The organism is Cupriavidus sp. MPR-AND1C, assembly GCF_058809705.1.
In genome coordinates this window covers 255063-280867 of record NZ_JBXASU010000001.1, presented here as the reverse complement: position 1 = coordinate 280867, position 25805 = coordinate 255063, and the positions used below count along the sequence as shown (strand labels likewise).

Annotated in this window: 25 protein-coding genes; 10 read left to right on the top strand and 15 right to left on the bottom strand. The window is 66.3% G+C overall.

Annotation, left to right across the window (positions count from 1 at the left end; genetic code table 11):
• Positions 1-434 precede the first annotated feature (434 nt).
• The gene (locus AC1RWI_RS01340) at positions 435-866 is read left to right on the top strand and encodes a VOC family protein (RefSeq protein ID WP_492864051.1); all 432 of its coding nucleotides are present in this window, start codon (positions 435-437) and stop codon (positions 864-866) included.
• 140 nt (positions 867-1006) lie between these two features.
• Here AC1RWI_RS01340 and AC1RWI_RS01335 read toward each other — a convergent pair whose 3' ends face one another.
• Both AC1RWI_RS01335 and AC1RWI_RS01330 read right to left on the bottom strand, forming a co-directional pair.
• The gene (locus AC1RWI_RS01335; protein WP_043356417.1) at positions 1007-1207 is read right to left on the bottom strand and encodes a hypothetical protein; all 201 of its coding nucleotides are present in this window, start codon (positions 1205-1207) and stop codon (positions 1007-1009) included.
• 120 nt (positions 1208-1327) lie between these two features.
• Positions 1328-1678: a hypothetical protein gene (locus tag AC1RWI_RS01330; RefSeq protein WP_043356419.1), complete on the bottom strand. Its 351-nt coding sequence runs from the start codon at positions 1676-1678 to the stop codon at positions 1328-1330.
• 424 nt (positions 1679-2102) lie between these two features.
• On the opposite strand from AC1RWI_RS01330, the gene AC1RWI_RS01325 reads away from it, so the two are divergent.
• Complete coding sequence (locus AC1RWI_RS01325) at positions 2103-3413, top strand: MFS family transporter (protein WP_492864048.1); 1311 nt, start codon at positions 2103-2105, stop codon at positions 3411-3413.
• A 28-nt stretch (positions 3414-3441) separates the two neighbouring features.
• On the opposite strand, the gene AC1RWI_RS01320 is transcribed toward AC1RWI_RS01325, so the two are convergent.
• A complete protein-coding gene (locus tag AC1RWI_RS01320) occupies positions 3442-4386 on the bottom strand; it encodes a pyridoxal-phosphate dependent enzyme (protein ID WP_492864046.1) in 945 nt (314 codons plus the stop codon).
• Between the two features lie 130 nt (positions 4387-4516).
• Between AC1RWI_RS01320 and AC1RWI_RS01315 the strand changes: the two genes are divergently transcribed.
• The gene (locus AC1RWI_RS01315; protein ID WP_492864044.1) at positions 4517-5443 is read left to right on the top strand and encodes a LysR family transcriptional regulator; all 927 of its coding nucleotides are present in this window, start codon (positions 4517-4519) and stop codon (positions 5441-5443) included.
• Between the two features lie 48 nt (positions 5444-5491).
• Here AC1RWI_RS01315 and AC1RWI_RS01310 read toward each other — a convergent pair whose 3' ends face one another.
• The 4 genes from AC1RWI_RS01310 to AC1RWI_RS01295 are packed head-to-tail and all read right to left on the bottom strand — an operon-like array spanning position 5492 to position 10138.
• Positions 5492-6949: an efflux transporter outer membrane subunit gene (locus AC1RWI_RS01310; RefSeq protein ID WP_043356426.1), complete on the bottom strand. Its 1458-nt coding sequence runs from the start codon at positions 6947-6949 to the stop codon at positions 5492-5494.
• Positions 6946-7863, bottom strand: a complete 918-nt coding sequence (locus AC1RWI_RS01305) for an efflux RND transporter periplasmic adaptor subunit (RefSeq protein WP_043356428.1) — start codon at positions 7861-7863, stop codon at positions 6946-6948. Before AC1RWI_RS01305 ends, AC1RWI_RS01310 begins: the two co-directional genes overlap by 4 nt.
• Complete coding sequence (locus AC1RWI_RS01300) at positions 7860-8072, bottom strand: DUF1656 domain-containing protein (protein WP_150985049.1); 213 nt, start codon at positions 8070-8072, stop codon at positions 7860-7862. The genes AC1RWI_RS01305 and AC1RWI_RS01300 overlap by 4 nt, the downstream gene beginning before the upstream one ends.
• Positions 8066-10138 carry an FUSC family protein gene (locus AC1RWI_RS01295; protein WP_492864041.1) on the bottom strand — a complete coding sequence of 691 codons (2073 nt, stop codon included), beginning with the start codon at positions 10136-10138 and terminating at the stop codon, positions 8066-8068. The genes AC1RWI_RS01300 and AC1RWI_RS01295 overlap by 7 nt, the downstream gene beginning before the upstream one ends.
• 118 nt (positions 10139-10256) lie before the next feature.
• Between AC1RWI_RS01295 and AC1RWI_RS01290 the strand changes: the two genes are divergently transcribed.
• Positions 10257-11150 carry a LysR family transcriptional regulator gene (locus AC1RWI_RS01290; RefSeq protein ID WP_492864039.1) on the top strand — a complete coding sequence of 298 codons (894 nt, stop codon included), beginning with the start codon at positions 10257-10259 and terminating at the stop codon, positions 11148-11150.
• Positions 11151-11191: 41 nt separating this feature from the next.
• Here AC1RWI_RS01290 and AC1RWI_RS01285 read toward each other — a convergent pair whose 3' ends face one another.
• Both AC1RWI_RS01285 and AC1RWI_RS01280 read right to left on the bottom strand, forming a co-directional pair.
• Positions 11192-11518, bottom strand: coding sequence for a helix-turn-helix domain-containing protein (locus AC1RWI_RS01285; RefSeq protein WP_043356434.1), 327 nt, complete (start codon positions 11516-11518; stop codon positions 11192-11194).
• 49 nt (positions 11519-11567) lie between these two features.
• Positions 11568-12470: a LysR family transcriptional regulator gene (locus AC1RWI_RS01280; RefSeq protein ID WP_043356435.1), complete on the bottom strand. Its 903-nt coding sequence runs from the start codon at positions 12468-12470 to the stop codon at positions 11568-11570.
• 129 nt (positions 12471-12599) lie between these two features.
• On the opposite strand from AC1RWI_RS01280, the gene AC1RWI_RS01275 reads away from it, so the two are divergent.
• Genes AC1RWI_RS01275 through AC1RWI_RS01260 form a run of 4 tightly spaced genes read left to right on the top strand, consistent with a single transcriptional unit; the run spans position 12600 to position 15719 of the window.
• Positions 12600-13586 (top strand): 2Fe-2S iron-sulfur cluster-binding protein, encoded by a 987-nt coding sequence (locus tag AC1RWI_RS01275; RefSeq protein WP_492864037.1) that lies wholly within the window; start codon positions 12600-12602, stop codon positions 13584-13586.
• A gap of 58 nt (positions 13587-13644) precedes the next feature.
• The gene (locus tag AC1RWI_RS01270; RefSeq protein WP_492864035.1) at positions 13645-14901 is read left to right on the top strand and encodes an aromatic ring-hydroxylating dioxygenase subunit alpha; all 1257 of its coding nucleotides are present in this window, start codon (positions 13645-13647) and stop codon (positions 14899-14901) included.
• Positions 14902-14904: 3 nt separating this feature from the next.
• Positions 14905-15378, top strand: coding sequence for an aromatic-ring-hydroxylating dioxygenase subunit beta (locus AC1RWI_RS01265; protein WP_492864033.1), 474 nt, complete (start codon positions 14905-14907; stop codon positions 15376-15378).
• A 29-nt stretch (positions 15379-15407) separates the two neighbouring features.
• A complete protein-coding gene (locus AC1RWI_RS01260) occupies positions 15408-15719 on the top strand; it encodes a non-heme iron oxygenase ferredoxin subunit (RefSeq protein ID WP_043356441.1) in 312 nt (103 codons plus the stop codon).
• A gap of 87 nt (positions 15720-15806) precedes the next feature.
• Here the strand turns inward: AC1RWI_RS01260 and AC1RWI_RS01255 are convergent, their stop codons facing one another.
• Together AC1RWI_RS01255 and AC1RWI_RS01250 are read right to left on the bottom strand one after the other, a co-directional pair.
• Positions 15807-17171 carry an MFS transporter gene (locus tag AC1RWI_RS01255; protein ID WP_082055204.1) on the bottom strand — a complete coding sequence of 455 codons (1365 nt, stop codon included), beginning with the start codon at positions 17169-17171 and terminating at the stop codon, positions 15807-15809.
• A gap of 70 nt (positions 17172-17241) precedes the next feature.
• Positions 17242-18975, bottom strand: coding sequence for an IlvD/Edd family dehydratase (locus AC1RWI_RS01250; protein WP_492864030.1), 1734 nt, complete (start codon positions 18973-18975; stop codon positions 17242-17244).
• 247 nt (positions 18976-19222) lie between these two features.
• On the opposite strand from AC1RWI_RS01250, the gene AC1RWI_RS01245 reads away from it, so the two are divergent.
• Complete coding sequence (locus tag AC1RWI_RS01245; RefSeq protein WP_492864028.1) at positions 19223-20197, top strand: LysR family transcriptional regulator; 975 nt, start codon at positions 19223-19225, stop codon at positions 20195-20197.
• A 91-nt stretch (positions 20198-20288) separates the two neighbouring features.
• Here the strand turns inward: AC1RWI_RS01245 and AC1RWI_RS01240 are convergent, their stop codons facing one another.
• From AC1RWI_RS01240 to AC1RWI_RS01230, 3 genes are all read right to left on the bottom strand, one after another.
• The gene (locus AC1RWI_RS01240; protein WP_492864026.1) at positions 20289-21299 is read right to left on the bottom strand and encodes a Bug family tripartite tricarboxylate transporter substrate binding protein; all 1011 of its coding nucleotides are present in this window, start codon (positions 21297-21299) and stop codon (positions 20289-20291) included.
• Between the two features lie 87 nt (positions 21300-21386).
• Entirely contained in the window at positions 21387-23357 is a 1971-nt protein-coding gene (locus AC1RWI_RS01235; protein WP_492864024.1) for an aconitase family protein, read from the bottom strand.
• A gap of 146 nt (positions 23358-23503) precedes the next feature.
• Positions 23504-24403, bottom strand: a complete 900-nt coding sequence (locus AC1RWI_RS01230) for a LysR family transcriptional regulator (protein WP_492864022.1) — start codon at positions 24401-24403, stop codon at positions 23504-23506.
• Positions 24404-24644: 241 nt separating this feature from the next.
• Here AC1RWI_RS01230 and AC1RWI_RS01225 point away from each other — a divergent pair, with 241 nt between their 5' ends.
• Positions 24645-25010, top strand: coding sequence for a hypothetical protein (locus AC1RWI_RS01225; protein WP_043356450.1), 366 nt, complete (start codon positions 24645-24647; stop codon positions 25008-25010).
• A gap of 282 nt (positions 25011-25292) precedes the next feature.
• Here the strand turns inward: AC1RWI_RS01225 and AC1RWI_RS01220 are convergent, their stop codons facing one another.
• Positions 25293-25667, bottom strand: coding sequence for a DUF1484 family protein (locus tag AC1RWI_RS01220; RefSeq protein ID WP_492864020.1), 375 nt, complete (start codon positions 25665-25667; stop codon positions 25293-25295).
• Positions 25668-25805: the final 138 nt, after the last annotated feature.

Genomic DNA, 25805 nt, shown 5'->3' with positions numbered 1-25805 from the left:
GCGTTGGGGTGGCGGGGGTGGTGGCTATCTCCGGATCCGCGGGAACGGCAGTGCCGCCGGCGTCGGCCGGATCCGTTGAACTCGCGATGCGCGCGGTGCGCGGGATGCGTGAAGAGCGCTTTGCGCCGGTCATTTCCTCACCATGTGGACAGCATCCATTTTCTTTACTACTGTAGTGGACAGTGTACACATGATTGAGCGAACCGGCGCCACGACACCGCGCCCCCCTTGGCTCAACGCGCAAGGATGGTGAACACCTCCCTGCCCTCCCAGACCGCGTCGCACCCTGGCAGCGAAGCCCAGGTGCGTGCCCTGGCCGACAGTTTGTTTTCGCAAGATCGCCGGCCGATGGCTGGTGGTGCATCAGCACGCATCGATGCCGGTGCGTTTCAACCCCCGACGCGTTTCAACCCTGGAAGTGGAAAGGAGACAAGATGCTAGTCCAACCCTATCTGTTCTTTGAAGGCCGTTGCGAGGAAGCGGCTGAGTTCTACAAGCGCGCCGTAGGCGCCGAGGTGGTCATGATGATGCGCTTCAAGGAAGCGCCCCCGCCGGAGTCTCCCCCGCCCGAAGGCGCTTGCGCGCCTGCGGCCGGCACCGAAGAAAAGATCATGCACATGTCCATGCGCATCGGCGAGACCGTGGTGATGATGTCCGATGGCCGGTGCACGGGCAAGCCCGATTTCCAGGGCTTCTCGCTGTCCGTGACCGTGCCCGATGTGGCCAGCGCCGACCGCGTGTTCAACGCCCTGGCCGAGGGCGGCCAGGTGCTGATGCCGCTAGGCAAGACGTTCTACTCGCCACGCTTTGGCATGACGGCCGATCGCTTCGGCTTGATGTGGATGGTCATCGTCCTGGCGTCCTGAGCCGCGCGGCATCAGACCGAGCCAAGCCAAGCCACGCCAGTCATGCCGGCGTGGCTTTTTCGATGAACGCCACGCCGAGCCGGGCCACGGGGGAGCGACAACCAGCGATAACGAGCGATAAGCAGAGATAGCGGTGAGGCTCAGCCTTGCTTGCCGTCGGCGCCGGACGCGGCCGTTGCCTGGTTGGACTTCAGTGCGCAAGGCGTCTGCGCCTGCTGCTTTGCCTGCACCTGCTTCTGGGCGCGCGCGCGTTCGATAACGGTCCAGTCGGGACCGGCAAGCGCGGGCAGCGAGGCAGCGAGGGTCGTGACGCTCAGCAGCGCCAGCACGATGGTTTTCATGATTTGTCTTGAGACGAAATTGGCAATGGCAATGACATTGCGTGGAGGATCTTGATACTTCCATACTGGCCGGTCCGGCCATGGGTGGAGGGGTCCCAGGGCCGGACCGGCAGCGCTGTATCAGGCGCTGGCCTGGCGGTTGTCCGCCGCACCATGCGCCGGCGCGGCCGACACACCGGTCAGGTCGCGCCCGGCGAGGTCCAGTGCCGCGGCTGCGCTGCCGTGCGCGCCGTCCGTGAACGAATCGCGACGGTCGCCAACGCGAGCACCGTCGGTGAAGGGGCTGCGGCGGTCGCCAACGCGGGCACCGTCGGTGAAGGGGTCGCGCTTGCCGTTGTGGAGTGCGTAGCCGTACTTGTCGCCGGCGTTGGTGCTATCTTTCGGACCCGTTGCCCCGGCTTGCGTTGCGGCCAGGAGGCAGACGCCGAAGGCGGCTGCGGAAACAAGGGTCGTGATGCGCTTCTTAATCATGATTGCTGCTTAATTCCAGATTGGGCGGCACTTTCCACTGGGTGTGGAGCGGGATAGGCGGATTCTTGCGTCCCGCATGTCGTCTGTTTCGCCTTTTGATCTGCACCGCGTATTCGACGCATTCGATGCATTCGATGCGTTGAGCAGCGCGGTACAAGCACATAGTGTAGCCACGGCGAATCATTCCTGGGATGAATTAAACGTCTCACTTCCAGTCGAATTTTTCACAACAAAAAAAACTGCGCGGGTCGCGCATGAACGGTGGATGGCCCGCACCACCACCATCGGCGCATGCGAAACCCGACTGGTCCGCGCGACTTTAAATCATGCTGTCCGCGCGTATGGCATGGGTACACTCTGCACGCCCTTCCCCAGGCCCCAGACTGCCATCACAAAAAACAGAACGCTCCCGGCCGCACCCTGAATGACAGACTCTCCTCGCCCCGCACCGCTCCAGCCTCCCTCCCCCGAAGACATCCGCAAGCGCATCTACGCCATCGTTGCCGCATCCTCCGGCAACCTGGTCGAGTGGTTCGACTTCTACGTCTACGCGTTCTGCGCCATCTACTTCGCACCTTCGTTCTTCCCCAAGGCCGACCCCACGGCGCAACTGCTGAACACCGCCGGCGTCTTCGCCGCGGGCTTCCTGATGCGACCGATCGGCGGCTGGCTGTTCGGGCGGATAGCGGACCGGCACGGGCGCAAGACCTCGATGCTGATCTCGGTGCTGATGATGTGCTTCGGCTCGCTGCTGATCGCCTGCCTGCCTACCTATGGCGCCATCGGCAACTGGGCGCCCGCGCTGCTGTTGCTGGCGCGGCTGCTGCAAGGCTTGTCGGTCGGCGGCGAATATGGCACCACGGCCACGTACATGAGCGAGATTGCGCTCAAGGGGCGACGCGGGTTCTTCTCGTCGTTCCAGTACGTCACGCTGATCGGTGGCCAGTTGCTGGCGGTGCTGGTAGTGGTGGTGCTTCAGCAACTGCTGGATGAGGGGCAACTGCGGAGCTGGGGCTGGCGCGTTCCGTTTGTGATCGGCGCGCTCACCGCCGTGGTGGCACTGGCATTGCGCCGCACGCTGCGCGAAACGACATCCGCGGCCACGCGCCGCAACAAGGAGGCAGGCAGCCTCACCGCGCTGTTCCGGCATCACAAGGCGGCGTTCCTTACCGTACTGGGCTATACCGCCGGCGGCTCGCTGATCTTCTACACGTTCACCACGTATATGCAAAAGTACCTGGTGAACTCCGCCGGCATGTCCATCAAGACGGCAAGCACGGTGATGACCGGCTGCCTCTTTGTCTATATGTGCATGCAGCCGCTGTTTGGCGCATTGTCTGACCGCATTGGCCGGCGCAGCAATATGCTTGCCTTTGGCGCGCTGGGGACAGCCGCCACCGTGCCGCTCCTGAGCGCCCTGCAGATCGTCTCCAGCCCGCTCGCGGCCTTCGCGCTGATCTCTATCGCACTGGCAATCGTCAGTCTCTATACATCGATCAGCGGCATCGTGAAGGCGGAGATGTTTCCCCCCGAAGTGCGGGCATTGGGCGTGGGGCTTGCGTACGCGATCTCCAATGCGATCTTTGGCGGCTCGGCCGAGTACGTGGCGCTGGCGCTGAAATCAGCCGGCCATCAGTCGGCGTTCTACTGGTATGTGACGGCGATGATGGCGCTGGCGTTCGGGGTCAGCCTGCGCCTGCCGCGCCAGGCCAGGCACCTGCGCCACGAGTATTGAGGCGCCAGGGCCGGACCACGGGCGTCGGTCAGGCGCCGCGATCCCAGGCCTGCAGCTGTTCGGCCGTGGCACCGGCGCCGCCGCAGACGATGACCAGCACGTCGCTCGCCGCCGTCACCGCGGCAGGCTTGCGCTCCAGCGCGGCCAGCGCCGCGCCGCATGCCGGCTCCACCACGATCCGGTGCTCGGCCAAAAAGCGCAGGCACGCGCCCACCGCCTCCTTGTCCGTGACCACCTCGCTGACAATCGAATGCACCTTTGACCACTCGAGCGCTTTGGCGCAAGGGCTCTTGGCACCCAGCGAGGTCGCGATGCTGGTGATGGCGGGCAGCTCGACCTGCGCGCCGGCCGCCAGCGAGGCGGCGTAGGAATCCGCGCCAACGGTCTCGGCCGCGATGACGGGCACATCGTGCCAGCCATTGCGCTCCAGCCCGGCCAGCACGCCGCACAGCAAGCCGCCCCCGCCTACCGATAGCACCACCGCGCCCGGCTTGACGCCGGCGGCCGCCACCTCGTCGATCATCGTCGCGTGGCCTTCCCACAGCAGGGGATCGTCAAAAGGGTGGATAAATGCATACTCCGGGCGCATCAGCGAGAGCGCGTGATCGTTGGCCTCGCTCCACGCACGTCCGTACACCACCAGTTCGGCGCCTTCCGCCGCGATACGCTCGCGCGCCGCGGCCGAGGTGGTCTCGGGCACGACGACGGTCACCGGCACGCCAAGCAGCCGCCCGCTGTAAGCGACGGCAATGCCGGCATTACCGCCCGAGGAGCACACTAGGCGTTTTGCGCCCCACTCCTTGTAGGTCTGGCATGCATGGCCGATGCCGCGCGCCTTGAACGAGCCCGGGGGCTGCAGCGCCTCCATCTTGAACCACACCGAGCGCCCCAGCCGTGCCGAGAAAGACGTGGATCGCAGCAGCGGGGTGACGATGTGCAGGCTCGCGGGCAGGGCGTTGTCAGCATGGGGCATGGTGGCGCTTCTTGGTTCTGGCATGAAGAACCTTGAATGGTAGAAGCCTGCCGCCTATGCGGTCAAATGCCTGTCAATCCTGAAAGCTATACTTGCAAGGCATAGCAACATTCAGAGGCAACCGCAGAGCATGCGAAACATCGAAACGCGGCACTTGCGCTACTTCATCGCCGTCGCGGAAGAAGGCAGCATCATTGCGGCATCCCGGGCGCTGAACATCACGCAGCCGGCCTTGTCGCGGCAGGTCCAGGATCTGGAGCGGGCGATCGGCGCCCCATTGTTCGAGCGGCATGCCAAGGGCGTGCAACTCACCGATGCCGGCGCCAGCTTGCTGCACGACGCGAAGCAGTCGCTGCTGCAGCTGGAACAGGCACGCGACCGGGCCTATCGCATTGCACAGGGCCAGACCGGCTCGTTTTCGCTCGGCATCATGCCCAGCTACCTGGCCTCGCCGGTGACGCTGGCCATCCTTGCGCACTTCCGTGAGCACACCCCGGAGATCCTGCTCTGCATCGAGCCGCTGTTGTCATTGCAGCAGGCACAGGCGATCCGCAGCGAAGAGCTGGACGGCGGCATCATGGCCTGGCGCACGCCGGACGATGCCAGCCTGAGCGGGATCGCCCTGTACCGGGAGCGCTTTGTGCTGGCCGTGCCGGCGCAGCATGTCGCGCCGGCGAAGCGCCCGCGGCGGCTGGCCGACATCGCCGGCGAACGCTTTGTGTGGTTCAACCGCGAGAAGTCGAGTGCGCAGCACAGCTTGCTGATCGCGGCGTGCGCCAAGGCCGGGTTCACGCCGCATATCGTCCAGATCGGCACCGACACCCCAACCATCCTGGGGCTGGTCGCCGCCGGCATGGGCTGCGCGCTGGTGCCCGCCAGCTCACAGCTGCACGCGCCGCCCACTATCGCCTTCATCGCGCTGGCCGACCTGACCGATGAGGTCGATATCGAGTTTGTCTACTCGGCGGCGCGCCGCTCGCCGCGCGTGCAACGCTTTATCGAATCGGTCCGGCATGTCACCGGCACCAAGGCAAAGCACGCGCGCGGCAAGGCATAGGGATAGGCATAGGGATAGGCATAGGCATAGGCATAGGGCCGCAGCCACTCAGTGCGCCTCGCTCATCCTGTGCTCTGCCACCTTCGGGCTGTTCTGCCAGCCGCCGCCCAGCGCCAGGAACAGGTTGATCTGGTTGAGGGCCACCTGGCTGTCCGACGCCGCCAGTGCCGCTTCGGCACCGGCCAGCGTGCGGTCGGCATCCAGGCTGGACAAATACGGCACGCGGCCGGACTGGTACAGCAGCCGGTGCTGGCGGGCGACCTCACCTGCGTCCTCGCGCGCCACGCGCAAGGACTGATTGCGCTCCAGCTCGCGCGTGTAGGCGCTGAGCGCACTCTGGGTCTCCTCCAGCGCCTTGAGCACCACGCCGTCGAAGCGGGCGAGTGCCGCGTCCGCGCCAGCCTCCATGCCGTGGATGCGCGGGCGCACGCCATTGGTGGGCAGGTTCCAGGTGATCAGCGGGCCCATGCCCCAACGCGCGGTCGGGCCAGTGCCGAGATCGCTCAGGATGCCGCTCAGGCCAGCCGACGCACCGATGCGGACCGAGGGGTAGAGATCGGCGGTGGCCACGCCGATCTTCGCCGTGGCCGCTGCCAGCTCGCGCTCCGCCTGGCGGATATCGGGGCGGCGCTTGAGCAGCGCGGCACCGTCGCCGACAGGCATCGCCTGGCGCAGCGTGGGCTCCTCATGACATTCGGCTGCGGCTTGCGGCAACGCTGCCGGCGGCTGGCCCAGCATGACGGCGAGCCGGTAGGCCGCGCCCTCCTTCTGCGCCTTGAAGCGCGGCAATGCTGCGCGCAAGGTCTCGGCCTGCACGCGTGCGCGCAACATGTCGGCAGGCTGGCCACGGCCGGCGGCCACCATCTTGGCGGCGATCTCCACGCCGCGCGTCTGCAGCGCGAGCTGCTCCTGCGCCACCGCCAGCTCGTGCGTGGCGGCGCAACCCTGCACATAGGCCTGCACGGTTTGCGCGACCACGCTCACGCGCGCCATGTCCAGCGCGGCCTGGCTTGCCTGGGCGCTAGCCAGCGCGGCCTCGTCGGCGCGGGCCAGCTTGCCGAAGAAGTCCACCAGGTATGACACCGAGAAGCCGACGTCGCCCAGGTTGAAGACCGGCACCTTCTCCTTGAGCAGGAAGCTCTCGCCCGCGATCTGCGCGCGTTCGGCCTTGGCGGAGAAGGCCGCCTGCGGCAGGTTTTCCGCCTCCACCTCGTGATAGATCGCCACCGCCCGGCGCAGGTTGGCGGCTGCCACGCGCAGGCTGGTATTGGCGCTGAGCGCCTGCTGCACCAGCGCGTCGAGCTTGGGGTCGTCGTACAGGCGCCACCAGTCGTCCGGGACCGGCGCCACCGAGACGGCCGGGCCATCGGTGCCGAGCAAGGGGCCGTTGGCCTCGGGCGCACGCACGGCCGCGTGCTCCGGCACGTGGTAGTCGGGGCCCACGGTGGTGCAGGCGAACAGCAGCGGGACCAAGGCAGGCAGCAGGACAAGGCTGAGCTTGCTCATTGCGCGCTCTCCTGCGTGGTCTCGTCGCGCAGCACGGCGATGGTGTTGCGCGGCTGGGCCACGGAGACCGTTGCCGTGCGGCCCGACACCAGCCGCACATCCGCCGGCACGTCGTCCAGCACGATGCGCACCGGCACACGCTGCGCCAGCCGCACCCAGTTGAACGTGGGGTTCACATTGGGCAACAGGCTGGTGCCATTGCTGCGGTCGCGGTCCTCGATGCCGGCGGCGATGCTTTGCACGTGGCCGTGCAGGATCGTGCGCTCGCCCATGATGCGCACGGAGACCGGGTTGCCGATGCGGATGCCCCCCAGCTTGGTTTCCTCGAAATAGCCTTCGACGTAGAAGGAGTTCAGGTCAACCATCGACAGCACCGGCCGGCCCAGGACCACATAGTCGCCCAGGCGCGGCAGGCGGTCGTTGAGAAAGCCATCGACGGGGCTGGCCACCCGGGTGCGGGCGAGGTTGAGCCTGGCCAGCGCCACCGCCGCCTCCGCCTGCGCCAGCGCCGCCTCGCCCTGCTGCACCCGCGCCTGCCCCTCTTCCACCACCTCGGTGGCAACCACCTCGGACAAGGCGTGGCTGCGGGCCGCCTCCCGGCGCGCCTGCGCCAGCGTGGCGCGCTGCGCGGCGGCGCTCGCCATGGCTTGGCGCAACGCCAGCTGGTAGCGGTCCTGGTCGATCACGAACAGCACCTGCCCGCGCCGCACGCGCTGGTTGTCCTTGACGAGGATCTGCGTCACCAGCCCCGAGACATCCGGCGCAACCTGCACAACGTCGGCCCGCACGTGGCCGTCGCGCGTCCATGGCGCCACGGTGTAGTAATCCCAAAGATGCTTGCCGACGACGAGCGCGGCCACGGTGGCCAGCAGGGTCAACATCACGGGGACCAGCAAACGGAACTTGAATTTCATGATTGCAGCCAGCGGGCCATGGCGGCCACGCCACCCAGCACGATGACGTAAAGGGCTAGATTGAAAAGCGACCGGTGCCAGACCAGCCGGTAAAAGCCTGCGCGCGCAAGGGCCGCACGCATGCAGGCGGTGATAACGAAGGTGAGGAGCATCAACGCCAGCAAGCCGGGCACGAAGACGCCGTAGAGATCGATTTCTGCGCTTAGCATCGTGGCTGCGCCTGCAACGGGATTGGCACGGCCTGCAAAGGCTGCGGCTGCGTTGGATACAACGTGACCCGCAACGCAATCAGCGCGCCCAGCGCACTGCGCGCAGGCTCGCCGGGACTTTGCGATGCGCCGCTTTGCATGGCCACCTCGCGCAGCGCCTTGTCGATCCGCTCGGATAGCGCATCCGGCGGCGCCATCGCGTGGCCGGCCTTCAGGCGCGCACGGAAATGCAAGGCAACCGCGTTGAGCACCCTGGCCACGGCGCGGCGCGCGGCCGGGTGCTGCCCAGGCAGGCTGCGCTGCAGCGCCAGCGCGCCGAACCCGACCTGCAGCTCGGCAAAGCCATCCGAAGCCATCTTGTCGTCGCTGGCCGCAAGCCTTGGCACCAGCTGGCTGAGCCGGTCCAGCATGCGGCCGCCGAGCCGGGCGTGCTCGCCGGGCTCGCGCCGCGTGGCGGCTTGCGCCAGGTCCTTCCAGCTCGCGCGGATCAGCCGGTGCGCCGCCACGCGCGCGCCGAACGGCCGCGTCGCCATGGCCCACAAAGGCGCGAACAGCATGCCGCCGATGCTGGCCAGGCTGGCGTTGAAGGTGGTCAGGAAATTCGTGTCGTAGACGCTCTGCACATTGGCGAACGACGCCGTGTTGACCGACAGCAGCATGGCGATCAGGTTGAAGCCGGGCCGCGATATCAGCATGCCGATGCCCATGTAGGGCAACGCCAGCATGCCCACCAGGGTTTCGAAGTTGTGCGCGTTCGGCACCACCAGGAACAGGTAGAACGACGATACGGCGAAGCAGAATCCGCTCCAGCGCAAGAACGAATGCGCGACCGGCCGGGGCTCCTCGATGGTGGCAAAGAAGCAGCAGGCGATGGACGCCACGGCGACCGATCCCGCGCCGTCCTCCCATCCCGAGGCGATCCACAGCATGCCCGCGCAAAACACCGCCAGGCTGGTGGAGCAGGCATAGAACAGCAGCATGGCGTGATCGTGGTGATGCGCCCGGTCGGCGCGCTCGGCGCCGCGCCCAAGCGCACGCATCGATGGCGCGGCGGCACTGGCCGCCTGGTCGCCAATGCCATGCTGCAGGGCGTGGCAGTCCTCGCACAGCGCGGCCAGCGTGCGCAGCTGATCGTTGGCGGTGGCGACCAGCCCGCCATGCCAGCCCGGCGCGCGCGCATAGTCCGCCCACGGGCCCGCCTCCGGCTCCAGCGCGGGCGCGGGGCCGTCGAAGCCCGCGCGAATCCACGCAGACATGGCGGCCATATGGCGCGCCAGGCTATCGGGTATGCCCTCGGCATGGCGCCGCAATGCCTGCAGCACGCCGGCCAGCGCGGACAGCACGGGCAGCAGCATCGTCATGCGCTCGCGCAAGGCGCGGGCGTGGCGCAGCGTGTGCGCGCTTTCCGTGTCGTAGGAGAGCTGGGTGATGAGCTGGTCCAGCGCGAGGATGTCGGCGGCCAGCCGGTGGCGGCTGCCGTGGCGCGTGGCATTGGCATCAGGGTCGGCGGACAACATGTCGGTGGCCCACAATGCCGCATCGGCCAGCCAGGTGGCGCAGCGGGCGCGCAGCGCGGGCGCCACCTTGGCCGGGAAGACGATGGCGCCCACCATGCCGGCGCACAGGATGCCGATGACGATCTCCTCGATGCGCGCCACGGCAATATCAAAGACTTGCGCCGGCTCGCTGACTGCCGGCAGCGCCACGATCGGCAGCGTATAGGCGGCCAGCAGGAAGACATAGCTGCGCGGCGTGCGCTGCAGCAACGAGAAATAGAGCAAGCCTCCCGTCCACAGGGCGATCGCGGCCATCAGCAACACCGGCGCGTTGACCAGCAAAGGCACCGTGACCACCGCGGCCGTCGCACCCAGCACCGTACCCGCCACGCGATAAGCGGCCTTGGAGCGGGTGGCGCCGGTCAGCGGGTGGGAAACAAAATAGACGGTTGCCATCGCCCAGTAAGGGCGGGGCAAACCCAGCGCGAGCGCGATGTAGAGCGCCAGCATCGAGGCGGCAAACGCCTTCAGTGAAAAGAGCCACTGTCGTGCGCTGGGCCAGCTAGCCATGACGCGAATATCCATTGAAAAGAGCGTAGGCCAGCAGTGTAGCCAACTGGCGGACATTCCTCACATGATTTAAAATTGCAAATCACATTCGCTTTTTTCATGGGAAAGGAAGCACCCGATGCCCATCGACATCCGCGCCCTGCGCTACTTTGTTGAAACCGTTCGCCTGAAAAGCTTCACCCAGGCGGCGACGTCCCTGTTCGTCACGCAATCCACCATCAGCAAAATGGTGCGGCAACTGGAAGACGAGATCGGCCAGCCACTGCTGATCCGCGAAGGCAAGCAGGTGCGGCTGACCGATGTGGGGCGCGTGGTCTACGAGCGCGGGCAGGAAGCGCTTGGCGTGGTGCACCGGCTGACGCTGGAAGTGGCCGATCTCTCCTCGCTAGGCCGTGGCCAGCTGACCGTGGGAATCCCGCCCATGGCCAACCTGTTCTTCTCGCCGGCCGTCAGCGCCTTCCGCCAGCGCTATCCCAACCTGGAGCTGCGCCTGGCAGAACATGGCGGCCACATGGTGGAGCAGCAAGTGGCGAGTGGTGAACTCGAAGTCGGCGCCACCGTACTCCCCCGGGACAGCGGCCTGGAACTGGCCACGCGCGAGTTCGCCAAATACCCGATCTGGGCCGCGGGCCCGCGCAAGGCCAGTTGGGCCAAGGGCAAGACCGTCACCCTGGCCGCGCTGCGCGACGAGCCCCTGCTGATGCTGACCGAAGACTTCTCCCTGACCCGCAAGCTGCGGCAGGCTTTTCTCGACGCCCGGCTCGAGCCCCGCATCGTGGCGCAAAGCGGGCACTGGGACTTCCTCGCCTCGATGGCCGCGGCCGGGCTGGGCACCACCTTCCTGCCCCAACCGCTGCTGGACAAGCTCGACATCCGCGACAAGCTCGCCGTGGCGCGGCTGACGGAGCCGGCCATGGACTGGGCGCTCGCCCATATCTGGTCGCCGGGCCGCTACCTATCGCATGCGGCGCGGGCATGGTTTTCGGTTTGCGAGGAAGTGCTGGGGGCGTAAGCGCGGACCGGCGCGTTTGCCGCCAGTGCGGATGCACAGCGTCAGAAATCCAGCTGGCCGGCAGCAATGCCAAGGGCGGCAGCGATCTTCCCGCGCGACGCCTTGCGCAGTTTGTCACTGTGCTCCTGCTGCGCGTATGCCGGTTGCGAGATGCCAAGACGCTCGGCAACCTCAGCCTGGGTCAAGCCCAGGTGTTCCCGCCAGGCCCGGGCGGGGCTCGCACCGCCGACGGTGCGCGTAACCACATCATGCGGCACAAGATTGCGCTCGCTCGTGTGGCCGGCCACATACTCTGCATAGGGGATCACCACAAAGGCGGGATTCCCATCCGGCCCATTGATCACTTGGACGTTAGTAGGTGCGTTCATCGCGTTTCCTCACTTCCTGAATTTCGACGATCTTGCTTTGAGCGCACCACTACCTCGAAAATTCCTCAAACACCACCTGCCGCAACCATTGGTTGGCCGGTTCCCGATTGTTCCTGGCGTGCCAGAGCACGTTGATCACGATATCGGGGATCTTCACCGGGCACGGCGCCGTCTCCAGCCCGAAGGGCTTTAACGTGCGCTCGGCATAGGCCTGGGGCACCACCGCGATCAGGTCGGTCGTCTGCAGGATATGGCCCACCGCCACGAAGTGCGGGACGTGCAGGCGGACCTGGCGCGGCACGCCGGCGCGCTGGATCACTTCGTCCACCATGCTGTGCCCGGTGCCTGCGGCGACGATGGCTACGTGCTCGGCACTGCCAAATGACTTGAGGGTCATGCCCTCGCGGGCCAGCGGATGGCCCTGGCGGAACAGGCAGACGTAGCGCTGGCGGAACAGCCGCCGCTGGAAGAAGCCGGCCTTGAGGTCGGGCATGAAGCCGATCGCCAGGTCCACGCGTCCGCTTTCCATTTCCTCGCGCAAGTTCACCGTATGGTTGCGCACCGTGCTGATGGTCACGCCGGGCGCCACCTCGGACAGCCGCTTCATCAGGTCGGGCAGGAAATAGATCTCGCCGATATCCGTCATGGCGATGGTGAAGGCGCGCGCGCTGGTGGCCGGCTCGAACACGGACTGCGCATTGAGCGTGTTGTGGATGGCGCCGAGCGCGTAGCCGATCGGCTCCGCCAGGTTCTCCGCGAACGGCGTGGGCACCATGCCCTTGGAGGTCCGCAGGAACAGCTCGTCGCCCAGCAGCTTGCGCAGGCGATTGAGCGCGTTGCTGATGGCCGGCTGCGAAGTGCCCAGCGTTTCGGCCACGGCGGACACCCGCCTCAGGCGCAGCAGTTCATTGAACACGACCAGTAGGTTCAGGTCGATCTCCCGCAACTCCATGTCAGCCCCCCTTTATCACTCACAGTGATATGACGTATCACCTTCCTTCTATTTATTAATTCTACCCGCGGCGCCAACATACGCCCATCGGCAAACGGATGCCACGAAGAACTAGCTGGAGACGCCCCCATGGAAGTATCCATCCACCCGCTGGACAGGACGCTGCACGCGCAAGCCGGCGACAACCTGCTGGACGTGCTGCGGGCCAACCAGGTGCCCATCTCGTATAGCTGCATGGCCGGGCGCTGCGGCACCTGCCGCTGCAAGGTCCTGGCCGGCCGCACCCAGGCGAGCGGCCCCGAGGATTCGCGCGCGCCCATGGCCGCCGGCCAGTCGGTGCTGGCGTGCCAGACCACGCTGGTGGAGAGCTGCGCGATCGAGATCCCGGAACTCGACGAGGTCGTCGTCCATCCCGCCAGGATCCTCAAGGGCACCGTGACCGCCCTGGACGACCTGACCCATGACATCAAGCGGGTCCGCGTGGCAATTCCCAAGCCGCTCGACTTCTCGCCAGGACAGTACGCCACGCTGCAGTTCACGCCGCGCCATATCCGGCCTTACTCGATGGCGGTGGCGCACGGCGCCACCGAGCTCGAATTCCATATCCGGCTGGTGCCCGACGGGCGCGTGACGTCCTATGTGGCGTCGGAACTCAAGGTTGGCGACGCCATCCGCGTTGCCGGCCCGCTAGGCACGGCGTACCTGCGGCGCAAGTTCGACGGGCCGGTGATCTGCATCGCGGGTGGCACCGGGCTGGCCCCGATCCTGTCGATCCTGCGCGGCATGCTCGACGGCGGCATGCGCAACGAGGTGCACGTGTATTTTGGTGTTCGCACGCATGCCGACCTCTATGGCCTGGAGTGGCTGCGCGAGCTGCAGGCGCGCCATGCGGCAATGCATGTGCACGTGGTGGTGGCATCGGCCGGCGACGGCAACGGCTACCGGGGTGGCGTGGTGACCAAGGCGGTGGCCGACGACTGGGCGCACATGCAGGGCTGGCGTGCCTACCTGGCGGGCGCCCCGGTCATGGTCGATGCCGCCTCCATCCTGCTGCGCCAAAGAGGCATGGACCCCGAGCACATCCATGCCGACGCCTTCCACGCCAGCGGCGTCTGACCCGTTACGCCCCACATCACGAACATCACAAACATCACAAACATCGCGGAGACAAACCATGCGCGAGCAAGCTGTTGTATTCAAGAAAAAAGAATGGCAGGACGAAGGCTCCAGCCGGATCCCCTTCTGGGCCTATACCGATGACGACGTCTACCGGCAGGAGCTGGAGCGCTTCTTCTACGCCGGCCACTGGTGCTATATCGGGCTGGAAGCGGAAATCCCGAACGCTGGCGACTTCAAGCGCACCGCCATCGGCGAGCGCTCGGTCATTGCCAGCCGCGCGGCGGATGGCGAGATCTACGTGGTGGAGAACGTCTGCGCGCATCGCGGCGTGCGGTTCTGCCGCGAGCGCTCCGGCAACCGCAAGGACTTCACCTGTCCCTATCACCAGTGGAACTACGACCTCAAGGGCAACCTGGTCGGCGTGCCGTTCCGGCGAGGCGTCAAGCTTGACGGCAAGGTCAATGGCGGCATGCCCGCCGACTTCGACCCGAAGGCGCACGGCCTGACCAAGCTCAAGGTGGCGCGCCGCAACGGCGTGATCTTCGCCTCGTTCGACCATGAGGTGCCGGCGCTGGAGGACTATCTCGGCCCGACCATCCTGGCCTACTTCGACCGTGTCTTCGACGGCCGCAAGCTGACCATCCTCGGCTATAACCGCCAGCAGATTCCCGGCAACTGGAAGCTGATGCAGGAGAACATCAAGGACCCGTATCACCCGGGGTTGCTGCACACGTGGTTCGTGACCTTCGGGCTCTGGCGCGCCGACAACAAGTCGGCGCTCAAGATGGACGAGCACTTCCGCCACGCCGCGATGATCTCCACGCGCGGCCAGGGCGGCAAGGGCGACGTCACCAGCGGTGTGTCCAGCTTCAAGGAACAGATGCGCCTGCATGACGACCGCTTCCTCGATGTGGTGCAGGAACCCTGGTGGGGAGAGCCCACGGCGGTGATGATGACGCTGTTCCCCAGCGTCATCATCCAGCAGCAGGTCAACTCGGTGTCGACGCGGCACATCCAGCCCACCGGCCACGGCTCGTTCAACTTCGTGTGGACGCACTTCGGCTTCGAGGGCGACGACGCCGACATGACCCGGCGCCGCCTGCGCCAGGCCAACCTGTTCGGCCCGGCCGGCTTTGTCTCGGCCGACGACGGCGAGGTGATCGAGTTCTCCCAGCAAGGCTTCGAGCAAAAGCCATTCCACCGGACGGTGGCGGAACTCGGCGGGCGCGAGATCGGCGATACGGACCACATGGTGACCGAGACACTGATCCGCGGGATGTACAACTACTGGCGCCGCGTGATGGAGGCCTGAGACATGCTCGACTTTGAAACCTACACCCAGGTGCTGGCGCTATACACGGACTACGCTTGCGCGCTGGACAACAACGAATGGGACAAATGGCCCGGCTTTTTCACCGAGGCCTGCGTCTACAAGCTCCAGCCGCGCGAGAACCACGAAGCCGGCTTGCCGCTTGCCACGCTCTGCTTCGAGAGCCGCGGCATGCTCAAGGACCGTATCTATGGCGCGACCGAGACCATCTTCCACGATCCGTACTACCAGCGGCATGTGGTCGGCATACCGCGCATCCTGAAGACCGATGCGCAGCGGATCGACGCCGAGGCCAGCTATGCCGTCTTTCGCACCAAGCCGGACGGACAAACCACCGTGTACAACGTGGGCCGCTATATCGATGTGATCCGGCGCACGGGGGACGGGCTGAAGTTCGAGTCCCGGCTATGCGTGTTCGACAGCGAGATGATCGCCAACTCGATCATCTACCCGATTTGAAATCTGACTATTGAGATTAGAGGCAGACCATGTCAAAGCAATGGACCCAGGTGATCCCGCTGGTGGCAATCCCCAAGGACGATGTCGTGGCGGTCAACGCGCTCGGCAAGGAAATCGCGCTGTACAGCGTGGGCGACGCAATCTATGCCACAGACAACGCTTGCAGCCATGGCAACGCGCGTCTGTGCGACGGCTTCCTGGACGGGCACGAGATCGAGTGCCCGCTGCACCAGGGCAAGTTCGACGTGCGCACCGGACGGGCGATGTGCGAGCCGCTGACCAGCGATATCCAGGCATACAGCGTGAAGGTGGAAAACGGCGCGGTGTTCGTGGAACTGTAGGCACGAGGACGCCGGCGAGCCAAACCACGCACGCCGGTCACGCCGGTCGCGCCGGTGCAAAGGAACCAACAGGAACCAACGCCGGCATCAGGACCTTGCCGGCGTCTCCAGCGCCGAGCGCACGACAAAGGTCATGAGCACGGCGAACACCAGCATGGCGGCCAGGAAGTAGAGTCCCGAGGCCAGCTTGCCCGTCGCATCCTTGATCAGGCCGATCCCGTAGGGGCCAAGGTAGCCGCCCAGGTTGGCCAGCGAGTTGATGGTCGCAATGCCCACGGCGGCGCTGGCGCCGGTCAGGAACTGGCCCGGCAGCGCCCACACCACCGCCTGGATCGAATAGATCGAGAACGCAGTCAGGCAGATGAAGAGGAACTGCAGCGCGGGCGTCTGGACCCAGGCGCTGGCCGCCATCGTGATCGCGCCCATGGCCGACACCACGATGATGTGCCAGTAGCGCTCGCCCTTGCGATCCGAATGGCGTGGCACCAGGTACAGCCCGACCACCGCGAACAGGTACGGTACCGCCGACAGCAGGCCCGTGGTGGCATCCGTCACGCCGAACTGCTTGATGATGGTGGGCAGCCACAGCGACAAGCCGTAGATGCTGAGCGGGAACGGCAGGAACAGCAAGGCCAGCAGCAGCACGCGCTTGTCCTTGAGCGCGCCAAGCGGGTTACCGTGCGCCTTGAGCGCAAACGTGGACTGGTCCGCCGCCAGCTCGCGCTCGATCCAGGCGCGGTCCGCCGGCGCCAGCCAGCGTGCCTGCGATGGCGACTCGGGCAGGATGCGCAGCGTGGGCAAGCACAGGAGCACTGCGGGCAGCCCGCTGAGCACGAATAGGGTCTGCCAGTTGGTCAGGCCAAACAGCCCGCTGGTGGACAGCACCCAGCCGGCGATCGGCCCGGTGACGATCAGGGCGATGGGCTGCGCGAGCACCAGCAGGCCGATGATGCGGGCGCGATGGCGCATCGGGAACCACTTGGTCAGGAAGTAGAGGATGCCGGGATAGAGGCCCGCCTCGGCCGCGCCCAGCAAGAAGCGCAGCACGTAGAAGGTGCTGGCGCTGTTGATCAGCGCCATCGCCATGGTGATGACGCCCCAGGTGAACAAGATGCGCGCGAACCAGCGGCGCGCGCCGAAGCGCTCCAGCGCCAGGTTGCTGGGCACCTCGCACAGGAAGTAGCCAATGAAGAACAAACCCGCGCCCAGCCCGTAGGACGCGTCGCTGATACCTACCGCCGCATTCATGTGGAGTTTGGCAAAGCCAACCACCGAGCGGTCGATATAGGCCACCACGTAGATCAGCGCCAGGAAGGGAATCAGCTTGCGGGTCAGCATGCTGATAATGCGGCTCTCCTCGCTGGCGGCGCCGGCCGGCGTATCGCCAGGCAGATCCGCAGCGCCAGGAAGCGGGACTGGCCGGTCCAAGCCGGCCGTGGGGGTGGTGTTCATCTGTGTCTCCTCGAATGTTCCTGCATGTTCTTGTCAGTGGCCGCTGCCGGCATTGCCGGCAGTGGCGCAATCAGTGCGAATGGCGAGGCACCGCGGCGCCGCGGCAGCCCACCAGGAAGTCCAGGTCGCAGCCCTCGTCCGCCTGCAGCACATGGTCCACATACAGCCGCCGGTAGCCGCCCTCCCCTGCGGCGCGTGTGTCGACGCGCTCGGCCATGCGCCGTGCCAGTTCCTCGTCATCGATGTCCAGGTGCAGCGTGCCGGCCTCGCAATCCAGCTCGATCCAGTCGCCGTCTCGCACGGCGGCCAGCGGGCCGCCGGCCGCGGCCTCGGGCGCCACGTGTAGCACCACGGTGCCGTACGCCGTGCCGCTCATCCGCGCATCCGAGATGCGCACCATGTCCTTGACGCCCTGGCGCAGCAGCTTGGGCGGCAAACCCATGTTGCCGACCTCGGCCATGCCCGGATACCCCTTCGGGCCGCAGTTCTTCAGCACCATCACGGACGATGCGTCGACGTCCAGCGTTTCATCGACGATCCGCTCCTTGTAGTGCTCAAGGTTTTCGAACACCACGGCGCGGCCGCGGTGCTTGAGCAAGCCGGGCGTGGCGGCGGAGGGCTTGAGCACCGCGCCGCGCGGTGCCAGGTTGCCGCGCAGCACGCGGATACCGCCATCGGCCATCAACGGGTTGTCCAGCGCGCGGATCACCTCGTCATTGGTATTGGGCGCGTCCTTCACGTTCTGCCACAGCGTGCGGCCGTTGACGGTCAGCGCGTCCGGGTGCGGCAGCAGGTTTGCCTCGCCCAGCCGGCGCAGCACCGCGGGCAGCCCGCCGGCGTAGTAGAACTCCTCCATCAGGAAGCGGCCCGAGGGCATCAGGTCGACGATGGTGGGCGTGTCGCGGCCAATGCGTGTCCAGTCCTCGAGCTCCAGCGGCACGCCGATGCGCCCCGCGATGGCCTTCAGATGGATGACCGCGTTGGTGGAGCCACCAATCGCCGCATTGGCGCGAATCGCATTCTCGAACGCCGCACGCGTCAGGATCTTCGACAGCGTCAGCCCTTCCTTGGCCATCTCGACAATGCGGATGCCGGACATATGCGCCAGCACGTAGCGGCGCGAATCCACGGCGGGAATGGCGGCGTTATGCGGCAGCGAAGTGCCCAGCGCTTCCGCCATGCAAGCCATGGTGGACGCCGTGCCCATCGTGTTGCAGGTGCCGGCCGAGCGCGACATGCCGGCTTCAGCAGAGAGGAACTGATGCACATTGATCTCGCCGGCCTTGAGCGACTCGTGCAGTTGCCAGACGGCCGTGCCAGAGCCAATGTCCTTGCCGTCCAGCTTGCCGTTGAGCATCGGCCCGCCCGTCACCACGATGGCCGGCACGTCGCAGCTCGCCGCGCCCATCAGCAGCGCGGGCGTGGTCTTGTCGCAGCCGGTGAGCAGCACCACGGCATCGATCGGATTGCCGCGGATGGCCTCCTCGACGTCCATCGCCGCCAGGTTGCGCGTGAGCATGGCGGTGGGCCGCAGGTTGGACTCGCCATTGGAGAACACCGGGAACTCCACCGGGAAGCCGCCGGCCTCGTAGACACCGCGCTTGACATGCTCGGCCAGCTTGCGGAAATGCGCGTTGCAGGGCGTGAGCTCCGACCACGTGTTGCAGATGCCGATGATGGGACGGCCATCGAACTCATGATCGGGGATGCCCTGGTTCTTCATCCAACTTCGGTACATGAAGCCATTCTTGTCGGCGGAGCCGAACCATTGGGCGGAGCGCAGCTTGGATTTGGATTCCGGCATTGGGGGAGCTTCCTGAATACGGGGACGATGGGACTGGACTGGGACGCGATGACAGCGGCGGCCCATGAAGGGCGGCGCCTTGACTACCGTGGGACCGGCGCCAAAGCGGGACGCGTCCGGGGGAGGCTGTCTCTCATCTTGCTTGAATCTGTTTTTGAATATGGCCGGAGTGTACGGCCCGGTTTGATATCCTTCCAATGAAGATTGAGGCCGTATCCATATCACTTCAGATATCAACGTAAACCCTATGTCAACGCCCAGCCCGTGGTATATCCGCGCCCGGCTCAAGACCCGCCAGCTCCTGCTGCTGGTCGCCCTTGCCGACGAAGGCAACATCCACCGCGCCGCCGCCGTTCTCAACATGACGCAACCGGCCGCATCCAAGCTGCTGCGCGAACTGGAGGAGATGCTGGAAGTCCCGCTGTTCGAGCGGCTGCCGCGCGGCATGCGCCCGACCTGGTATGGGGAAGCGATGATCCGGCACGCGCGCGCGGTGCTGGGCAGCCTGGACCAGGCGCAGGAGGAAGTGATGGCGCTCAAGACCGGGCGGCTGGGCCATGTGGCCGTGGGCGCGATCACCTCGCCCGGCGTGAAGCTGCTGCCGCCGGCCGTTGCGCAGGTCAAGCGAGAGCAGCCCGGACTGCGCGTATCGCTGGAGATCGAGAACAGCAACGTGCTGCTGGAACGCCTGGCCCAGGACAAGCTGGACCTGGTGGTCGCACGCCTGTTTGCCGAGCACGACAAGCTGCGCCTACGCTACGAGCCGCTGGCGGGCGAGCCCGTGTGCGCGGTGGCGCGGCTGGGCCATCCACTGCTGGCGCAGTCCGCGCTGACACTGCGCGATGTGGAGGATGCGGCGTGGATCGTGCCGCCGGCCGGCAGCGTGCTGCGTCACCGCTTCGACCTGATGTTCCAGCGTGCCAGCCTGATGCCGCCGACCAACGTCGTGGAAACCGCCGCGCTGCTGTTCCTGACACGCATGCTGGAACACAGCGACATGCTGGCCGTGCTCACCGACGACGTCGCGCAGTACTACGCGCAGCATGGCCTGCTCGCCATCGTGCCGCTGCCGCTGCCCTGTCATATGGACGACTTTGGCATCATCACCCGCACGGATCGATTGCTCTCGCCCGCGGCCATGCTGATGACGCAAGCGCTACGCATCGCGAGCCACGCGGTGTATGGCGCCGCGCTGGCGCTGGATGCCGGTGCACCGGCTTAGCACGCTGGCGTGCCTGGACCCTGGCATGGCCATGACCGGCGTGCGGGAATGGAAGCTGGCGCCGTGGCGCGAGCCGTTCGGCCAGCGCGCCTCACTCCGCCACGATCGACGCGCTCTTGATCAGCGCCTGGCTCCTGCCCAGCTCGTCGCGGATGAGACGGGCCGTCTCTTCGCCATTGCCGGTCTTCACGACAAAGCCCTGCGCGGCAAACAGCTCCCGCGCCTTGGGTGCGGACAGCGCCTTGACCAGCGCCTGCTGCAGCCGCGCGGCGACGTCCCTGGGCAACCCGGCGGGACCGACCAGCGCGATCCAGGCATCGTAGGCATAGTCCTTGACGCCCGATTCCGCCAGGGTCGGCACCGCCGGCAGGCTGTCGAGCCGCGCTGGCGTGCTGACCGCCAGCGCCCGCAGCTTGCCGGCCTTGATCTGCGGCAGGGCGGAAGGCGTGGCCAGGAAGGCCGCGTTGATCTGTCCGCCGAGCACATCGGTCATCAACGTGTTCACGCCCTTGTAGGGTACGTGCAGCATATCGATGCCGGCCTTCGATTTCAGCAGCTCGCCGGCCAGATGCAGCACGCTGCCTTTGCCTGAAGAGCCGTAGCTCAGGCTGCCCGGATGCGCCCGCGCCGCCGCGACCAGTTCCTGCACGGTCTTGTACGGCGAGCCCGCACCCACCACCAGCACCAGCGGGGTGGTGCCGATCAGCCCCACGGCAGTGATGTCCTTCACGCTGTCATAGGGAATATGGCGGTACAGGCCCGGGTTGATGGCATGGTTGGACGACACCACCGCGAGCGTGTAGCCGTCCGCCGCCGCGGATACAAGTTGCCGCGTGCCGGGGATGCCCGCCGCACCGGGGAGGTTCTCCACGTAGAACGGTTGCCCGAGGTCCTGGCCCATGCCCTCGGCCACCACGCGCGCCACCACGTCGGCGGTGGAACCCGGCGAGTTCGGCACGATCAGACGCACGGTCTTGGCGGGATACTTGTCCGCGGCGTGCGCCGCGTGCGCGGGGTGCGCGCCGATGACCGGGAATGCGATGGCGGCGACGGCAAGCAGCCGCCCCGCCGCGCGCAGCACGCGCGAGGTATTGGGGAACATCGTTGTCTCCTGTGGATGGCTGCCGGGATCTGTCGCCCGGCTATGGATGCCGCCGCGTCCCCGCTTGCGCGCGGACGCCGGGCTGCGCTAGGGTGCGGCGCGGCTTGCCTGCAATTGCCCGAATGTGCTGATCTGCCCCGCCAGCGCGCTCGCAGCCACCGTGTAAGGACTGGCCAGCCAGACCTGGCCCGGCCCCGAGCGGCCGGGGAAATTGCGGTTGATGGCGCTGATGGTGACCTGCTCGCTGGTGGTGGAAGCGCCCGGCCCGCAGTTGGCGCACGAGCCGCAGCCCGGCATGACCAGCGTGGCGCCGGCGGCGGCGAAGGTGTCCATATAGCCGCGCGCTTCGCAGTAAGCCTTCACGCCGAGGGTGCCGAACTGCAGGAACAGCCGGGTGCGGGGCGACACCTTGAGGCCATGCGCCAGGCCCCAGCGCAGCACCTCGTGGTAGTAGTCGAAATCCTCCCGCTTGCCTGCGGTGCAGGACCCGCCGTAGGCAATGTCCACCGGCACCGGCTGCGCCAGCGTGTTGGCCGCAATGCCGTTGCCGGGGTCTCCGGGACGCGCCACCATGGGTGCGATGGCGGCGGCGTCGATGCGGATCACGTCGCGATAGGTTGCGCCGGCATCGCTGCGCATCCATTCCTCGATCACAAAATCGACGCCTCGCCGCGCCTTCAGGAAGGCCACGGTCTTGTCGTCTGGCTCGACGATGCCGGTGAAGCCGCCCAGCTCGGCGACCATATTGGTCAGCGTGGCGCGCTCGTCGATCGACAAGGCGCGCACCGTGCTGCCGGCGTACTCGAACACCACGCCGATGGCGCCGCCCGAGCGGATTGCGTCCATCTGCAGCAGGTAGAGCACGATGTCCTTGGCGCTCACGCCCGGCGCCAGCTCACCCTCCACCTCCACACGCAGGGTTTCCGGCACCTTGCAGCGCACGTAGCCCGTGACCCAGCTATTGGCAACATCGGTAGCGCCGGCGCCAAACGCCAGGCAACCCAGCGCGCCGGAATGCGGCGTGTGCGAATCGGTGCCCACCACCACCTGCCCCGGCAGCGCGTACTGCTCGGCCATCAGCGCATGGCAGATGCCTTCCGAGCCGGGGACGTCACCGGGAAGCGCGTTATGCGAGCGCACCGGGTAGTCGTGCGCAAAGCTGCTATGCCCCTGCATCAGGTTGGCCACCCCTGGCAACAAGCCGTCGCGCACATGCGGGAAGCTCTGGGCCGCCAGCACCAGGTGATCCTGGAACGCGATGATGTGATCCGGCTCGCGCAGCGTTGCCGGCTTGCCGAAAGCACGGTGCATCAGGTGCGCGCACATGCCGGTGAAGTAGTCGTGCGAGAAGCGCCAGTCCGCCGCCACGAACACGCCCTGGCCGCGCTCGGCGCTCGGCGTGCCAGGAAGCAGATGGCGGGCGATGATTTTTTCCACCAAGGTGCGCGGTGCGGCGTTGCCGGTTGCCTCAATTGCCTGCGCTCCCTGCGCGCCCTCGCCCGCTGCCGGCCAGCTTGCCGCGCGGCTATAGGCCAGCAGGCCGCCGGCACGGATCACCTGCTGGGTCAGCGCATCGCGCCCGGCGAGGAACGCCTCGATGGGAATCGCCTCACCCGCCAGCACGCGGTCGAGCACCGTGAAATCCGTGGTGGTCAGGATGCCGATGTTGTCGCAGTTCTGCTGGTAGATGCGCTCGAAGCTCTCGGCAACGATCAGGCGGATGCCGGCCGACAGCTCCGCCAGCGGGCTGGACTCGCGCGAAGAACCCTTGCCATAGCGCTTGCCGGCCACCGTGACGGCAAAGCCGCCATTGCGGATGGCATCGCGGCCGATCGGCTGCTCGCCCCCCGCCTGGAACCCCACGTAAGGGAATTGCCCCAGACGCTCATCGTAGGTAAGCATAATCGTGACGGGCGTGATCTCATCGGTGGAGATATTGTCGCGCAGCGGGCCGGCCTCGGCCCGGGTCATCGGCTTGCCGTCGAGCTGGGCGCGCACGCAGGCTGGGTCTTGCGACAGGTACAGCACGCGGCCGTCGAAGCGGATGGTGGCTTCCATTGCGGGGATTCTCGTTGTGATGACCCCACTATATGGTTTGGCGCCGCCGGGGCAAAGTGCGCAGTCGGCATGGCAGGCATCTCGGTTTGCGACGGCTGGCTGGCTGGCTGGTTGCCCACTCCCGCTTCGCTTTGCCCGCCTTGTTCCTATTCCCGGCAAAGAAAGCCTACCAAAGCCAAGGCGCTCGCCGAAAGATGCTCCCGGGAGTGAAACACCACCACCAGTTGCCGTGTCGCCCAGGGGTCCGATAGCGGCCGCGCCACCACGTCCAGGGTGTTGAGGTAAAGCTCGCCCACCTGCCTCGGCACGACAGCAATCCCCAGCCCGACATGCACCATGCGGCACAAGGCATCCAGGCTCGCCACCCGGATCTTGATCTTGAGCGCCTCGTTCAAGCGCGCCGCCTGCTCCGCCAGCAGGCGGCTCAACGCACTCTCATCGCGCAGCGCGACGAAGGTCTCGCCCAACAAGTCAGCAAAGCGCACCTGCTGCGCCGACGCCAGCGCATGCCCGCGCGGCACCAGCACGCAGAGCTGGTCCTCCCGGTAAGGCAGCGAGACAAACTGCTCCACGCCCTGGATCGCATTGCAGATGCCAAAGTCCGCGCTGCGCTCGCCCACCATGCGCAGCACCTCGGGGCTGTGCTGCTCCTCCAGTTCGATGCCGATATCGGGATACACGCGTCCAAAGGCCGCCAGGTCCTCCGGCAGGAACTGCACGATGGCGCCAAGGTTGCACACCAGGCGCACGTTGCCGCGCGCGCCGGAGGTAAAACGCGACAGTTCCGCGCTGAGCGCCTCGACACTGCCAATGATGGCCAGCGCATGCCGCAGCACCGCCTCGCCCACCGCCGTCACCGTGATGCCGCGCGCATGGCGCTCGATCACGGGCAGGCCGATCAGCGCTTCGATCTCGGCAATGCGGCGGCTCACCGCCGACGGCGCAATGAATTCGCGCTCGGCGGCGCGGGCAATACTCTGTTCCTGGCAAACGGCAACGAACAGTCGCAGCGAGGTCAGGTCGAGTTTTCTGAGCAGGTTGTCCATGGCAGCGATGCTACAACGATCGCGGGCGCGGCATGGATTTTTGCTCCGCACAATGCACTACCTCAATGCCGCCCTGCCGGTCAGCGCCGAAAAGATTCAGGAGCTCCTGGCATGCGCCTCGCCACCCAGCCGCTTTCCGAGCGCACCGGGGGCCAGGCTCATGTTGGCGGGGTCCATGGCCGAGCCGGGCCGATGCCGCCTGCGGTATAGTCCTCGCGTTCAAATCTGGCGGAGAGATCGCATGGCTGACAAAAAGGTTCGGGTGTCGCATATCGGCGTTCCCGGCGACCTGAGTATCTTGAAACTCAAATCGTACCTGCGCACCGCCGTCGCCGATGCGGCGCAAACGGGAAGCGAGGCGGAGATCCTGCTGGTCAAGGTGCTGGTGCCCCGCCCGCTCGGCCTGCGTGCCGGGGAAAAGCTGTTCGACAAGGTGCTGCAAGGCATCGTCGACAAGGATCCCCGCGTGGCCCGTGTCTCGGTCGAGTTCGTCGATGGTGAGATTACGCAGCAGGCCATCGACGCCAGCATGGCGAGGATCCAGAAAGAGCTGGATGAATTCGGGCATGTGTTGCACGAACGTCCGGAGGATGTGCACGGGGATTGATCCACGCGGGCGCGGGTGCCGCATCCGCGATGCGGATTAGCCGCACATACAGGCCAAAGTCTTGACGCAATGACGGTAGTGCCTTAAGGCGTGGAGCGCAAGCCGTATGCGGCGAGGAGGCCAAGGTGCCGCTGATCGAGCCGCCTGGCGTCTTGAATACGGCGGAGGTGCAAGAGGAGCGCACGGCGGAGAATGATGTCTGGATTTGATTGGCCGGGCCCTCTCGCTGTGAAGCGATGATCCCGTGAGAGCCGCCTGCTGGCGGCCCTCACACCTTGCAGATCAGAGCATTTCCTGTACCCGGCTGACCGCCTGGTCGAGTTGCTCCTTCAGCGGGGCCAGCAGGCACTGAATGCCGACCGTGTCCATGTCGGCTTCCTCGTCGGCCTCCAGCAGGCGCAGCACAGCCGCGAGCCCGGCGCTTACGCGCCATAGCTCTGCGCAGCCTTGCTGGGTAACGTCGAGGATGGTGGTACTGAGTGTGCCGAGCTGGTAGGCGGCATTTTGCGCCCGGATACGGTCCCTGTCGTCGGCGTTGGCCGGATAGGTCAACTCGATCAGATCGGCGATCAGGGGGGATTGGCGGGAGATGGCGAATTGGTGCGCCGGGGCTTCAGGAAGAGTGGATTGCTCAGTGCAGGGAGTACGAGCGGGCATGGCGCCTCCGTGGAACTCGGTTGGTCGGGTCCCGGATCCTTCGAGTTTCCACGCTCGGTCGCCGTTGTTTGCGGTGACTTGGGGAGTTTGGGGGAGGGGCTGATTGCTGTCAATCAGACAAGTCTGACGCGTGGTGCA